14 protein-coding genes and 1 pseudogene are annotated in these 14543 nt (G+C 39.4%); 2 read left to right on the top strand and 13 right to left on the bottom strand.

Annotated features, from left to right (window positions below):
* Positions 1 to 78: 78 nt before the first annotated feature.
* The 4 genes from ACRD64_RS24465 to pyrB form a co-directional block, all read right to left on the bottom strand.
* On the bottom strand, positions 79 to 651 hold the full coding sequence (locus tag ACRD64_RS24465) for a PhnA domain-containing protein (RefSeq protein WP_430937126.1): 573 nt from the start codon (positions 649 to 651) through the stop codon (positions 79 to 81).
* 82 nt (positions 652 to 733) lie between these two features.
* Entirely contained in the window at positions 734 to 1324 is a 591-nt protein-coding gene (locus ACRD64_RS24470; protein ID WP_430937128.1) for a flavin reductase family protein, read from the bottom strand.
* Between the two features lie 3 nt (positions 1325 to 1327).
* Complete coding sequence (pyrI, locus tag ACRD64_RS24475) at positions 1328 to 1786, bottom strand: aspartate carbamoyltransferase regulatory subunit (protein WP_430937130.1); 459 nt, start codon at positions 1784 to 1786, stop codon at positions 1328 to 1330.
* 90 nt (positions 1787 to 1876) lie between these two features.
* Positions 1877 to 2785, bottom strand: coding sequence for an aspartate carbamoyltransferase (gene pyrB, locus ACRD64_RS24480; RefSeq protein WP_430937132.1), 909 nt, complete (start codon positions 2783 to 2785; stop codon positions 1877 to 1879).
* A 452-nt stretch (positions 2786 to 3237) separates the two neighbouring features.
* Between pyrB and ACRD64_RS24485 the strand changes: the two genes are divergently transcribed.
* Positions 3238 to 4152, top strand: a complete 915-nt coding sequence (locus ACRD64_RS24485; protein WP_430937134.1) for a DMT family transporter — start codon at positions 3238 to 3240, stop codon at positions 4150 to 4152.
* A 92-nt stretch (positions 4153 to 4244) separates the two neighbouring features.
* Here the strand turns inward: ACRD64_RS24485 and ACRD64_RS24490 are convergent, their stop codons facing one another.
* The 9 genes and pseudogenes from ACRD64_RS24490 to ACRD64_RS24530 form a co-directional block, all read right to left on the bottom strand.
* Positions 4245 to 5429 carry a MalY/PatB family protein gene (locus ACRD64_RS24490; protein WP_430937136.1) on the bottom strand — a complete coding sequence of 395 codons (1185 nt, stop codon included), beginning with the start codon at positions 5427 to 5429 and terminating at the stop codon, positions 4245 to 4247.
* 336 nt (positions 5430 to 5765) lie between these two features.
* On the bottom strand, positions 5766 to 6248 hold the full coding sequence (locus ACRD64_RS24495; RefSeq protein ID WP_430937138.1) for a DUF4625 domain-containing protein: 483 nt from the start codon (positions 6246 to 6248) through the stop codon (positions 5766 to 5768).
* 74 nt (positions 6249 to 6322) lie between these two features.
* Positions 6323 to 7408, bottom strand: coding sequence for a GDP-L-fucose synthase family protein (locus ACRD64_RS24500; RefSeq protein WP_430937140.1), 1086 nt, complete (start codon positions 7406 to 7408; stop codon positions 6323 to 6325).
* An 80-nt stretch (positions 7409 to 7488) separates the two neighbouring features.
* Positions 7489 to 7812, bottom strand: a pseudogene (locus ACRD64_RS24505) (four helix bundle protein); the annotation flags it as partial.
* A gap of 101 nt (positions 7813 to 7913) precedes the next feature.
* A complete protein-coding gene (gmd, locus tag ACRD64_RS24510; protein ID WP_430937142.1) occupies positions 7914 to 9029 on the bottom strand; it encodes a GDP-mannose 4,6-dehydratase in 1116 nt (371 codons plus the stop codon).
* A gap of 31 nt (positions 9030 to 9060) precedes the next feature.
* Positions 9061 to 10050 (bottom strand): SDR family oxidoreductase, encoded by a 990-nt coding sequence (locus ACRD64_RS24515; protein WP_430937144.1) that lies wholly within the window; start codon positions 10048 to 10050, stop codon positions 9061 to 9063.
* Between the two features lie 82 nt (positions 10051 to 10132).
* Positions 10133 to 11662 carry a ribonuclease Y gene (rny, locus tag ACRD64_RS24520; protein ID WP_430937146.1) on the bottom strand — a complete coding sequence of 510 codons (1530 nt, stop codon included), beginning with the start codon at positions 11660 to 11662 and terminating at the stop codon, positions 10133 to 10135.
* 106 nt (positions 11663 to 11768) lie between these two features.
* Positions 11769 to 12059: a cell division protein ZapA gene (locus tag ACRD64_RS24525; protein WP_430937148.1), complete on the bottom strand. Its 291-nt coding sequence runs from the start codon at positions 12057 to 12059 to the stop codon at positions 11769 to 11771.
* Positions 12060 to 12069: 10 nt separating this feature from the next.
* A complete protein-coding gene (locus tag ACRD64_RS24530; RefSeq protein ID WP_430937150.1) occupies positions 12070 to 12363 on the bottom strand; it encodes a hypothetical protein in 294 nt (97 codons plus the stop codon).
* Between the two features lie 238 nt (positions 12364 to 12601).
* On the opposite strand from ACRD64_RS24530, the gene ACRD64_RS24535 reads away from it, so the two are divergent.
* Entirely contained in the window at positions 12602 to 14305 is a 1704-nt protein-coding gene (locus tag ACRD64_RS24535; RefSeq protein ID WP_430937152.1) for a M23 family metallopeptidase, read from the top strand.
* The last annotated feature ends 238 nt before the right edge of the window (positions 14306 to 14543 follow it).

The raw sequence follows: 14543 nt of genomic DNA on the forward strand, positions 1-14543 counted from the left end.
CCTTCTTGATTTTTTCATGCAACAAATATATCCTCTTGAAATCTCTTATAGAAGACCGGGTTAGCCGTGCGGATACTTTTAATTTGTCTTTTTCACATATTGTGTAAGTATAACAATTTGCTGACCATTCACCCTGCCTTCAATATGTTCCGGGTTATCGTGCACCAAACCAATACCTCTTACTGCAGTTCCCCTTTTGGCAGTAAAACCACCTCCTTTAACATTCAAATCCTTGATTAGCACAACAGTATCACCTGCCTGCAATTGAACGCCATTACTATCGATATGTTTAACGGCATCCTCATCCTCTTCTCCATCACCCGCTGCCTGTGCCCAAGCTAATGTTTCTTCATCCAGATAAAGCATATCCAATAAATCCTGCGGCCAGCCTTCAGCCCGCAGTCGACTAAGCATTCTCCAAGCCATCACCTGTACAGCTGGAACGGTACTCCACATGCTATCGTTCAGGCAACGCCAATGGTTGACATCAACTTTATCCGGTTCTTCTATTTGCTCTTTACATGTAGCACAAATATAGATATTTTCGTTTGCAGGAGATGATGGTACCTCATAAACCGATAAGTCGTCCGAAGCACCACACAACTCACAAACTGAACCACTTCGTGCTATTAATTCTTTTTCTACACTCATTTTCTTTATGTCTTAACAATATTGAGAGGCAAAGATATATAAATAAGTCAGCGGTCAATAGCCAATGCTCATGGACCAATGACTATTTTCTGACGGTTTTTTTACGTTTTTTCTTTTCCACAGCATAGCCAAATTTACCGATTCGTTTACCCACCTCATAATAGTTACCGTGCGAATAACATAATAGTTTTGCTTTAAACAACGAAAACGCCCCACTTCGCTCGTCGATAAACTTTTCATCTGCTTTAACATTGACCACCTCAGCCATAAACATATCGTGCGTACCTAATTCCACCACCTGAGTTACCTTGCACTCGATATTAACAGGCGATTCTTCAATAATAGGGGCGCTCACCACACTGGCTTTTCCTGGGGTAAGGTGCATTTCCTTAAACTTATCATACTGCCTGCCCGATCTCACCCCGCACCAATCCGTGGCATAAGATAAATCTTTGGTGGTAAGGTTAATGACAAACTCGCCCGTTTCCTTTAAAATAGGATAGGAATGTCGCCCTTTACGAACTGAGATGTAACACATGGGCGGATCGGAACAAATTGTCCCGGTCCAGGCTATGGTGATGATATTATAGTTTTCGGGCGAATTACCAACAGTTACCATCACGGCAGGCAAAGGGTAAACCATGTTCCCCGGTTTCCAATCTACTTTCGACATATTTTACAGTATTTCAAGATGTTCCTCAGTGGTAATCTTTTCGCAATAATGACATTTTAATGCCAAAACATTGGAGTTTACCAACGAAAAATTAGTGGTGATATTTTCGTTATTGGTAATGCATTTGGGGTTAAAACACTTCGCAATACCCACAATTTCCTTTGGGACGGTAACAAATTTCTTTTCTACCACCTCGTATTCCTTGATAATATTTAAACGAGCATCGGGTGCTACCAAGGCAATACGGTTCAGGTCTTCGTTCGCGAAAAATTTATCGGCTACTTTAATAATTGCTTTTTTTCCGTAACGGTGACTGCCCAGGTTAGTCCCAAAGGTAATAAGATTCTTGCATTGGTCGAGCCCTAAAATACTGATTACCTTAAACAAACAATCCGCTGGAATATGATCGATCACAGTACCTTCTCTGATGGCACTAACACTTAATTCTTTCTTTTTACTCATTACTTAATAGATGATTAGATGACCTTCCTTACCCGTTTCGGAACAGGCAGCCCCGCCGGATTGCAGGAAGATACTTGATAATTACTAAATCTACGCTAATCCCAGAATGGAACACATAATAGCCATCCGGGCATAAACACCATTTTCGGCCTGTTCAAAATAATATGCCTTTGGATTGCTATCCACATCGGTATCTATTTCGTTTACCCTCGGCAGCGGATGCAGGATACGCAAATTGTCCTTTGTGTTATCCAGCATCGCATTCTTTAATATATAAACGTTTTTCACTTTTTCGTACTCTATCGGATCAACGAATCGTTCCTGCTGAACCCGCGTCATATACAATATGTCAGCCCTGGAAACAATATCGGTAAACTCGTCGTGTTCATAGTACTTAATACCTTTTGAATCCAACCAGAATTTATATTCGTCGGGCATTCTAAGTTCTTCGGGAGAGATAAAATTAAACACCGGATTAAAGTGGCTCATGGCTTGCAATAGGGAATGAACCGTTCGTCCATACTTTAGGTCGCCCACCATAAAAATATTCAGGTTTTCAAGCGTACCTTGCGTTTTCTGAATAGAATACAGGTCGAGCAAGGTTTGGGTAGGATGCTGATTGGCGCCGTCTCCCGCATTTACGATGGGAACCCTCGATTGTTCCGATGCATAGCGCGCACTCCCCTCAAGTGGGTGGCGCATCACAATCAGGTCGGCATAATTGCTCACCATTTTTATGGTATCCTTTAGGGTCTCCCCCTTGGTTGTAGATGACGAGGACGCATCCGTAAAACCTACTACCCTTCCTCCCAAACGGTTGATGGCAGTCTCAAAACTCAGGCGGGTACGCGTTGAAGGCTCAAAAAACAAACTGGCCACCACTTTGTGCTTCAACAAATCTTGGTTTGGATTGGCTTCAAATTTCGCAGCCAACTCTACAATTTTCAGGATCTCCTCTTTGGTAAAATCGTTAATGGATACTAAACTTCTATTCTTCATGCATCTGTACTATTTAATGAGATTACAAAGTTGCGATTGCACATGGAAACGGGATATTCCCAACGTCGGAATCTCCAATTACTTTTAGATATTTCATTATTTATTTTCTGACAAAACAAAAACGACAGGAAATTTCTAAACTCGTTGACGAAAAAGCAAAAAAAAGACCGACCATAAAATGTCAGCCCATTAAATATCAGGAATAAGAAAAAAGAAAAACGTCTTGTGTAATCATCTAGTTTTAAAGATGAAGTGCAGGTTCGATGACAGTTTTTGGATATTATTATTTCATTACTCATTCCAAAGCTTAAAGATAATATAAAAATTACAATACCTTAAACTTTTTTATGGGCAAGATTTAATTATCAACCTTAAAAAATTAAGTGTAACAAATCGGTATTGTTTGCTTGCTTAAATACTAACTTTGCTATTTATTTTAAACCGTTTGCCAATTGAAACGTTCCCATTCATCATCCTTGATATGGATGCACCTGATTGTATTAATTTATGGATTTACTGCCATATTGGGCAAACTGATTGAAATGCCGGCTATACAAATGGTTTGGTACAGGATGTTGATTGCCGCAGCAGGACTGTTTGCATATTTATTATATAAAAAAAAACAGATTTTAATTCCGGGCAGCCAGGCGATAAAACTAGTTGGCATCGGATTGGTGGTTGCGGCTCACTGGATCGCCTTTTTTCATGCCATTAAAATATCAAATATCTCAGTAACTTTAGGAGTTACGTCCTCCGGGGCCATGTTTGCCAGTATACTGGAACCCATGTTCTTTAAAAAGAAAATTGATTGGCTGGAATTTCTAATTGGTATATTTATCGTTCTGGGAATCTATTTGATTTTTAGCTATGAGGTAAATTACAAAATGGGAATCACAGTGGCACTGATAGCCACTGTATTGGCTACCATATTTACGATTCTCAATAAAAAGTACACCACCCGATTTCATCCCACACTCATTAGTTTTTACGAGATGGTTGGGGGGGTTATGGGAATATCCGTTTATCTGTTGGTCGTTAATGGTTTTTCGGCATCATTTTTTTCACCTAGTCTTTCAGATAGTTCCTATTTATTAATTTTAGGCTTAATATGTACTGCCTTTGCCTTTGCGGTTAGTGTGGATGTTATGAAAGAACTTTCAGCCTATACGGTGATTCTATCCCTTAATATGGAACCCGTCTATGGCATTATTTTGGCCTTTTTTATCTTCGGCCAATCGGAACATATGACAGGCGGTTTTTATGCAGGTACAATAATCATACTAGCTTCGGTGTTTTTGTTTCCGGTTATAAAGCGCAGAAGGGAGAAATTAACTAAGAAAAACCAACATATAGGGAAGCGTTTTTAGATTACCCAAAGTTACCCCCATCCCCACACCATTGGTGCGGTACTTCCCCCAAGCCTAAGGGCTTAAGGGAAGAGCCATAAGAATATGAAAATTTATCTGCTATACACCGCATTTCTGACTTTTAAAATTCTCTGAAGGCCATCTTTTATAGTTGTTTTTGGAGAGCCAATATTCATACGTTGAAAACCGGCTCCTTCGGCACCAAATGAAACGCCATCGTTCATGGCTACTTTACCAATCTCAATCATGGCATTACGAAGTTTAGACGGAGATAAGCCCCACTTCCTAAAATCGAACCATAACAGATAAGTTGCTTCAGGAAGCACAAACCCTACTTCCGGCATATTCTGCTGAATAAAATCACGCACCATTAAAGCATTTTCCTCTAAGTACTTTTTTAGCGCTTCCAGCCACTCTGCGCCATCGTTGTATGCTGCCTCCAGGGCAATACCACCAAAAAGGTTACCCATATGCTGTTGCATTGCCCAAAGCCTTTTATGAAAACGATCTTTTAATTTCTTGTCCGAGATAACAGCATAAGCAGTTGATAATCCTGCTACATTGAAAGTTTTACTGGGCGCCATGCAAGTTATTATGCGATTGCCAAGCCCGGGAAACAGGTCGGCCATCACCAGATGCTTGTTGCCAAACAAACATAGATCGCTGTGAATTTCGTCGGAAACGATTAAGACATCATGTTTGATGCAAATATCTGCAATGCGTTTTAGTTCATCGCGTTTCCAAGCTCTGCCAACAGGATTGTGTGGGTTGGAGAAAACAAAGATTTTTGTTTTGGGATCACTGGCCTGTTCCTCCAGGGCCTCAAAATCCATGGTATAGTAACCCGCTGTTTCAATAAGACTGTTTTTAACCAGCTCTCTTCCATTTTCGCTTACAATAGAATAAAATGGAGGATATACCGGTGTCTGGATGATTACCTTATCCCCAGGCTCACTAAACTCATAAATAGCCACCATAATGGAAGGTAATACACCGGGGGAAAATTCAATCCATTCTGCTTCAATATTCCATTGATGTTGATTCCTTAACCAACTGCATATAGCTCCCGTAAATTTTTTGTCGCGTACCGTATAACCATAAATCTCATGCGAGGCCCTGTCCTGCATAGCTTTTACAACCGCCGGAGGAGCTTTAAAATCCATATCGGCAACCCACAAAGGCAATACATCGTTGGCCCCAAAAAACATCTCTCTCAGCTCTAGTTTAAAGGCATCTGTTCCTTTACGAGGAACTATTTCATTAAAATTGTATTCCATATTTCGTATTCAGTTATCAGTTTGAACAAAGGGACATTCCGGCACAAAAAAAAGTTTACACTTTGGCGGGAAACCAGTGTTCCGCAATCAGTATATATGTAAAATGGTGTTCGGTCTCTTAAACATCAATATTTTGATTTATTTTCGAGGTTACTCATCCTATAACCCAAATTAAAGATTAGTGTTTTCGGATTTACAAAAAAAACAAATAGATCCGACTTTCAAACCATTTTATGATCATTAGTCATACTTATAAGATAGGCATAAAACAAAAACATCCGATACAAATGTATCGGATGTTTTAAGTTAAGGTATATGAACCTTATAATTTTTTAACTACTCAAGAGTTACATCAATCGTTTTTGTTGCAGTTTTTCCAACAGCATCCGTACAGGTTATTGTTAAGGTATAAGAACCAGTCCAAATATCTGACGCAGGAATACCGCCAAAAAGTCCTTTATTCACTTCTCCAGTTTTACCTGATAATGCAACCGTTTCTGCTTCAGGCTCCCATGGCTCATCTTCAACTCCTGTTGCGGCTTTCAAAGATGCAGCTGAAGTTGGTTTATTGTCTTCTAAAATAAACTCCACTTCTTTTAAATCCAAATCATCGGTAAACGTTCCTGTAAATTGGAAAGTGCCACCTAAAGGATAAGTTTGACCAGTAGCTGTTGGTGTAGTAACCGTTATAACTGGATTTGCCGAATCTGTTGGTTCTGGTTCTGGTTCATCGCCACCTCCGTCTCCTCCACATGCCGATAGCATGAGTGCAGTTGCGATAGCGAAGCAAGAAATCATTTTTGGGAAATAGATTTTCATTTTCAACTTGTTTTTGTTAGTAAGAATTAATTGACAAATATAATATTTATAAATTTGTTTCCAACATGAACGCATCAGGCTTGTTTATATTGTGTAAAAACACGTTCAATTCCTTCCGTAAGGTCGATGCTTGCCTTCCAACCCAGATGGATCAACTTGTCTACATTCAATAATTTCTGGTAGGTACCATCCGGCTTGTCACTGTCCCAAAGCAATTGACCTTCAAAGCCAACAATCCCTTTAATCAGCTCCGCTAGTTCCTTGATAGACTGATCCTCACCGACACCTATATTAATATGGGTGTTACGTATTTCTTTGTTATTGGGTTGCCTTAAATCCTCGAAATCTACTTTTTCCATTACGTAGACACAAGCATCCGCCATATCATCGGAATGTAAAAACTCGCGCCGTGGATTACCTGTACCCCAAAGATTTACCGATACATCACTCTCCGATTTTACCACGCCATATTTTTCCAGAACAGCCAATTTATCAGCCTTTGCGTGTGTACCGGAAATTCCTTCAATAGGCTTTTTATCCAGGTCTGTGTTTATGCTTACCCAATTATTTTCCATCAAAGATTTGCCCAAATACATCTTACGAATTAATGCGGGCAACACATGTGATTTTTCCAGATCGTAGTTATCGTTGGGTCCGTACAAATTGGTCGGCATCACCGAAATAAAATTGGTGCCATATTGCAGGTTGTACGATTCACACATTTTGATGCCAGCTATTTTAGCAATCGCATAGGGCTCGTTGGTGTATTCCAGTATATCCGTCAACAAGTAATCTTCTTTCATGGGCTGAGGACAAGCCTTTGGATAAATACATGAACTCCCTAAAAACAACAGCTTCTTCACGCCCGATTTATAAGCATGATGAATAACGTTGTTTTGTATCTGTATGTTTTCGTATATAAAGTCGGCCCTGTACGTATTATTGGCTACAATACCTCCCACTTTGGCAGCAGCCAGAAACACATAATCCGGCTTTTCTTCAGCAAAAAAAGCCTCGACAGCTTTTGCGTCCAACAGATCCAGTTCGCTGCGTGTTTTTACAATTATATTGCCAAAGCCCTTTTTCTGAAGTGAGCGAACTATAGCCGAACCAACAAGTCCTCCGTGGCCGGCAACATACACTTTTGAATTTATTTCCATATCTTTTATATAAGACTATATGTTTGAAGATTAAAAGAGGTGAGGGGTGAGAGGTGAGGAAAATTCCAATCGGATAATCATTACTTGCAAAATTTGCCAGAATTATTAATCATGGAAATCAACATTTTTCTTACTTCTTCGTACTTGTCCATTAAATCTACAAATACATTTTCTTCAATATATTTGCAATCTAATGAATATTGCAACCAAGTTTCTGTCTCATACTCCTCACCTAAACAGTCTGTTAATTTATTAACAAATACCTTTTCACACCTCCTTCTGGCCCAAGCCTCTGAAAGATTGGCACAAATTGAACGAGATGATCGCCTAATTTGATCAACTAAAGAATACTTTTCTTCTTTTGGAAAACTTTTCGTCAAAAGGAATATTTCCATTGAAGATTTATAAGCTTTTTGCTATACGATTAAATGTCTAAAACTATTTATCTGTGCCATAACTTAATCATTTATCTCATCTCTCCATTCTCATATCTCATCTCTAGTTTTTACTCGAAATAATTCATGGTCTTATAACCTCCATCCTTCAGGTACTTGTCCTTCTTCATCAGTTTAATGTCGCTTTGCATCATATCGTCAACCAACATTTTTAGGTCATACTTAGGTTTCCAGCCTAATTTATCATGGGCTTTTTTAGGATCACCAATTAACAAATCTACTTCTGTTGGTCGGAAATATCGAGGGTCAACCTCTACCACACAAGTTCCATCTTGCAAATTATATTCAGTGTTCGCACAAGATACCACATATCCTTTTTCATCCACTCCTTCACCTCTGAACTCCACAGTTACTCCAATGTTTTTAAATGCCATACGAACAAATTCACGAACCTCGGTTGTAATGCCGGTGGCTACCACAAAATCTTCCGCCGCATCCTGTTGTAACATTAGATACATCGCTTCCACATAATCTTTTGCGTGTCCCCAGTCACGTTTGGCCGACAAGTTTCCTAAAAACAGTTTATCCTGCAACCCTAAACCGATTCGAGCAACCGCTCTTGTAATTTTACGTGTTACAAACGTCTCCCCTCTTATGGGCGATTCGTGGTTAAATAATATCCCGTTACAGGCGTATATATCATAGGCTTCTCTATAGTTTACCGTAATCCAATATCCATACATTTTGGCAACGGCGTATGGCGAACGAGGATAAAAAGGTGTCTTTTCCGACTGAGGAACCTCTTGTACCAAACCATACAGCTCACTGGTAGAAGCCTGATAGAATTTGGTCTTTTTTGATAAACCTAACAATCTAATTGCTTCAAGGATACGTAAAGTACCTATACCATCAGCATTAGCTGTGTACTCCGGAGTATCGAAACTTACCGCAACATGCGACATCGCTGCCAGATTATAAATTTCATCAGGCTGTGTTTCCTGAATGATTCGGATCAAGTTGGTCGAATCTGTTAAATCCCCGTAGTGAAGAAAAAAGTTCTTGTTATCTACATGCGGATCTTGGTATAAGTGGTCGATTCTATCTGTATTGAAAAGAGATGAACGACGCTTAACACCGTGTACGATATATCCTTTTTTCAATAAAAATTCTGACAGATAAGCTCCGTCTTGTCCAGTGACTCCGGTAATTAATGCAACTTTTGCCATGATGTTTCTGATTATGATGGTTTATTATTATTTATTTCGATAGATTATTCCAGTACCAATCAATAGCCTTTTTTAATCCTTCTTTAACACTATATTCTGGTTGATAACCCAATAGTTCCCTTGCTTTTTCAATAGAAGCGAGCGAGTGTGGTACATCCCCTACCCTTTCCGGCCCATAATTGATTTTCACATCTTTAATGGATGCATCGTATGGCGACAAATATTCTTTTAAATAATCCAGCAGTTCATTTAGCGATGTTCTCTCACCAAAGGCCACGTTGTAAACTGTGTTTACAGCCTTACTATTGTTAACAGTGGCGGCAAGTTGATTTGCCTGAACCACATTATCGATAAAAGTGAAATCCCGGGAAAACGAACCGTCACCATTTATCGTCGGCGATTCGTGATTAATCAATGATTTCACAAATTTGGGTATGACCGCGGCATATGCTCCATCCGGATCCTGGCGCTTACCGAAAACATTGAAATAGCGTAGACCTACCAACTCCAAATCGTACAGTTTGGCAAATACATCCGCATACAACTCGTTCACAAACTTGGTAACCGCATATGGCGACAAGGGACGACCGATAACATCTTCCACTTTTGGCAACGATTCACTATCGCCATAGGTTGAGGAACTGGCTGCATACACAACCCGCCTGATTCCTGCATCCCTGGCGGCAAGAATTACGTTCACAAAGCCTGAAATATTAACATCGTTGGATGTCTTCGGATCGTTGATTGATCTGGGAACCGAGCCTAAGGCCGCCTGATGAAGGACAACATCACACCCCGCGACCGCTGTATCACAGTCTTCCCGATTTCGGATATCACCTTCGACCAGCTTAAAGGAAGAATCTATAAGAAAAGGTTCAATGTTTGCCCGTTTGCCTGTTGCAAAATTATCCAGACAAACTACATTATTGTTTTGTTTTAGCAACCTTTCTATAAGGTTAGAGCCGATAAAACCGGCTCCACCTGTAACTAAAACATTTTTATTCTCCAGATTAGAATTCATAGAATATTGCGTAGGTATAATAACGAGCCCCAAAATAGGAATCTTTCGCCACCTTCGCTAACAATTTATGACCAACACACCATTATTTGGCGTAATTAATCGCTCTTGTTTCACGAATCACTGTGATCTTCACCTGTCCAGGATAAGTCATCTCTGTTTGTATCTTTTTCGCAATTTCATAGGATAGTGTTTCGGCATCTTTGTCGCTAACTTTTTCGCTACCTACAATAACTCGCAATTCCCTACCTGCCTGAATAGCATAGGTTTTTAAAACACCCGGATAATTCAGCGCCAAAGTCTCCAGGTCTTTCAGTCTTTTGATGTAAGAATCTACAACCTCGCGACGGGCTCCCGGACGTGCACCAGAAATAGCATCACAAACTTGTACTATTGGCGCCATCATGGTGGTCATTTCAATTTCATCGTGGTGGGCACCAATGGCATTGCAAATATCTGGCTTCTCTTTATATTTTTCCGCCAACTTCATCCCCAGGATGGCGTGTGGCAATTCTGGCTCCTCATCGGATACCTTACCAATATCGTGCAACAGACCGGCTCGTTTCGCTTTTTTAGGATTCAACCCAAGTTCGCTGGCCATCACCGCACATAAATTGGCCGTTTCGCGAGAGTGTTGTAGCAAGTTCTGCCCGTAGGAAGAACGGTATTTCATTTTACCTACCAGCTTGATCAATTCAGGGTGTAATCCGTGAATACCCAAGTCGATAGTGGTTCGTTTTCCTGTTTCAATGATCTCTTCCTCAACTTGTTTTCGCACTTTGTTCACGATTTCCTCGATGCGCGCGGGGTGAATTCGACCATCCGTTACCAATTGATGCAAAGCCAAACGGGCAATCTCGCGTCGCATTGGATCGAAAGCGCTTAACACAATGGCTTCCGGCGTATCATCCACAATAATTTCAACACCCGTAGCGGCTTCCAGTGCACGAATATTTCGCCCTTCGCGTCCAATAATCCTACCTTTAATCTCGTCCGAGTCGATATGGAAAATGGTTACCGAGTTTTCGATGGCATTCTCCGTTGCAACACGTTGAATGGTTTGTAATACAATTCTTTTTGACTCTTTGTTTGCGTTAATCTTTGCCTCATCCATAATGTCGTTGATGTACGACATAGCCTCGGTTTTAGCTTCCGCTTTTAATGACTCAATCAACTGACTTTTGGCCTCATCTGCTGTCAATCCGGAAATGGCTTCCAATTGTTCCACATGTTGTTTTTGCTGACGGTCCAAAGCTTCCGATTTCTTTTCCACAATTTCCAGTTGGCTTTCCAGATTCTCGCGGATAACATCCGTTTCCTTTCGTTTTCGTGCTAATTCCTCCTGTTTTTGGGTGAAGACGGATTCCCGTTGTTTAAGTTTGTTTTCTGCCGATAAAATTTTGTTGTTTCTGGTGTTTATCTCTTTTTCGTGATCGCTTTTAAGTTGTAAAAACTTTTCTTTGGCTTGTAATATCTTATCTTTTTTAATTACCTCGGCTTTAGTTTCGGCCTCCCGTAATATTTTGTGGCTTTGTGATTTTAATATCTTGCCATATACTAGCCATGTGCCCAGGGCTCCCACCAACAGGGCAACAATTCCAATCTCTATCTCCATTTCAATTGTTATTAAATAAAACAAAACCGCAATCGCCATCACATTTAAGGTAACCCTTACCTAAATGTAAAAACAATGCGGATATTATTGATATATATAGTCTATTTTACTCTCTTTCAAGAATATCACCCAGAAACTGATCCAGCTCTCTGGCCTTTTCAACTATAGGTGACACATCTCTTTTCTCTTCCAACTCAAGCAGTTTATTTACAAACTGTAATGCAGCCATTCCTAAAAAATCCTGGGGATCTTTATCTGAATAGTGTTGTTTATATTGTAATACTTTATCGTTGATCATTTTAGCTGCTTTCCTGATACGCTCTTCCTCCGCACGATCTATCTTCAAAGGATAGAACCTATCGGCTACATTCACACGTATTGAAAGTTTATCATCCACCGGCAACTAATTATCTGTTTAAAAGAGCAATGCATTTATCAATTTCCCGCACCATCTGGTTAATCCTGATTTTAGCAAAGTGAACGTCTCCACCTTTTGCATCAATCGTTTTAGAAAATTTTAATGTATTGTATTTTTCCTTTAAATCGGCCATTTCCCGAACCGATTCTTCCAATTTGGTGGTGAGTTGATCGTTTTGTGCTTTTAAAATCTCGTTCTCCGATTTAGCACTCCTGTAACGTTCAACCAACCGCGATATTTTATGTTGTAAATTGTGTACTATTTCTATATTTTCGCTCGCCATATTTACAAAAATGCCATACAAAGTTAACATTGCAAATAAAAAATAAAAACAAAGGCTTGCTTTCTTTTCATTATCTGTTTAAGTAATTAAAGAGAATAACTAAAAATTAATGTTTTACATCTCAAAAAAAAGTGTATTTCAGGAACCTTTTGTTTTAATTTGCAGTTTAATGTATTAGCTAAACAGATTTGGCATCAAGTTGTTTTGCACAAACTATAAATCATAAACATCAAACTAAATGATGAGGCTCACAAATTTATATATTGTTATCTTCTTTTTAATCACTCCCTTTGTTTATTCTCAGCAATCGCCCCGCTACGATTTCCTTTTTCCAATAGACATAACACCGAGTGTGAGTGGTTCTTTTGCCGAGCTAAGAACCAATCATTTTCATTCCGGGATAGATTTATCGACCAACGGGAAGGTGGGTCTACCTGTAAAAAGTATGGAAAAAGGAACCGTATCACGCATAAAGGTGTCGCCGGTAGGATATGGAAATGCTATATATATTAAACATCCCAACGGGTATACGACGGTTTATGGTCACCTGAGAAACTACGCGTCAAAAATAGATTCGATTATTACGGCAGAACAGTATAAAATAGAATCATTCTCCATCGACTTTTTCCCAAAAGAAACAATAGAGATTGAAAAGGGGGAAATAATCGGGTTTTCCGGTAATTCCGGCAGCTCAGGCGGGCCGCATTTACATTACGAAATTAGAGATACGGAAACGGAACAGCCGATCAACCCTTTCTTTTTTCAGGATAAGATTAAAGATGATGTTCGTCCCAAAATAATGAACATCAGAATATATACCTTAGAAAATAACAGCACCATCAATGGAAGCCATTCAGCCAGAAATTACCCTGTTGTATTTTACGATGGCGCCTACCATTTAAAAGGCAACCCCAAAATTTACGCTTCAGGTAAGATAGGTATTGGGATTGAAATGTTGGATTACATGTCTGGTTCATGGAAAAAATGTGGTGTTTATCAACTAAATATGAAAGTGGACGATCAAGTGTTCTACAGTTGGAAGCTGGATCGCTTTTCGTTCGATGAATCGAGATACATTAACAGCCATATAGATTATGCCTACAAAGCTAAAAAAGGAAAACGATTTGAAAGGTGTTTTCGACAACCAGGCAATATGTTAAGCGTATATGGTACGCGACAGAACGACGGTATCATATCCATGGATACTTCAAAAACAGTTCACATTCAAGCTTTTGATGCTGCCAATAATGTGGCCGACTTACAGTTTAAGTTACTAAAAGGAAAAGAATCGACTAATACAAGCGCCGCTCATTCAAAATTAACCTATACCACCGAACACATACTAAAACACGAGGGTATTCAGTGCACCATACCTAAAGGCGCTTTATATGAAGATATTGAGATGGAACTTATTAAAAAAGCGAGTCCCGAAGGAAGTATTCTTTATAAAATCGGAGACAAACACACTCCATTGCATAAATACATGAATATTTCGATTCAGATTCCAAATTCGCTAAAAGAGTTTGGCAACAAAGTATGTCTGGCAACCGTTAATGGTTCCGGTAAGAAATATTATGCGGGTGGAAAAACAGATAACAACACTATTGCACTAGCTACCAAAAGCTTTGGTGATTATACTTTGGTTATTGATACTATAGCTCCAACTATTAGAGCGCTCCAAAACATACGTGGCAGGGTATTTAAGACCCATTCGAAATTCCTATTTAAAATTAAAGACAATTTCTCTGGCATAGGCTCCTACAAATGTTTTTTAAACAACAAATGGACACTTTGCGAATATGATGCAAAATCGGATCAATTAACTTGCCCGCTATCAAAGGCCCCCATAGAAAAGGGCAGCAAATACAATTTTAAATTGATAATTACCGATAACTGTGGAAACGATACGATGTTAGAAAGTCATTTTACGGTAAGCAAGTAGTGATATAGCAAACCCTACCTATTAGCCATTAGTAATGCCAAGCTTAAACAACACAACTGAAGCCCCAAACAGGACTATTAATTGACTTTCAATTAAATTCCAAACGATGTCAAAATGGCGTTTAAACACCTATATAATAGGACTTAAGCATTTAAACGCTGTTTAACCCGCAATATGCATTAGAAAATCTATTACACATTGAAATTGTTTCAAAACAAGACACTCCGCTGCTTCACTT

The sequence above is a fragment of the Saccharicrinis sp. 156 genome, from assembly GCF_050589685.1.
Lineage (GTDB): Bacteria > Bacteroidota > Bacteroidia > Bacteroidales > Marinilabiliaceae > Saccharicrinis.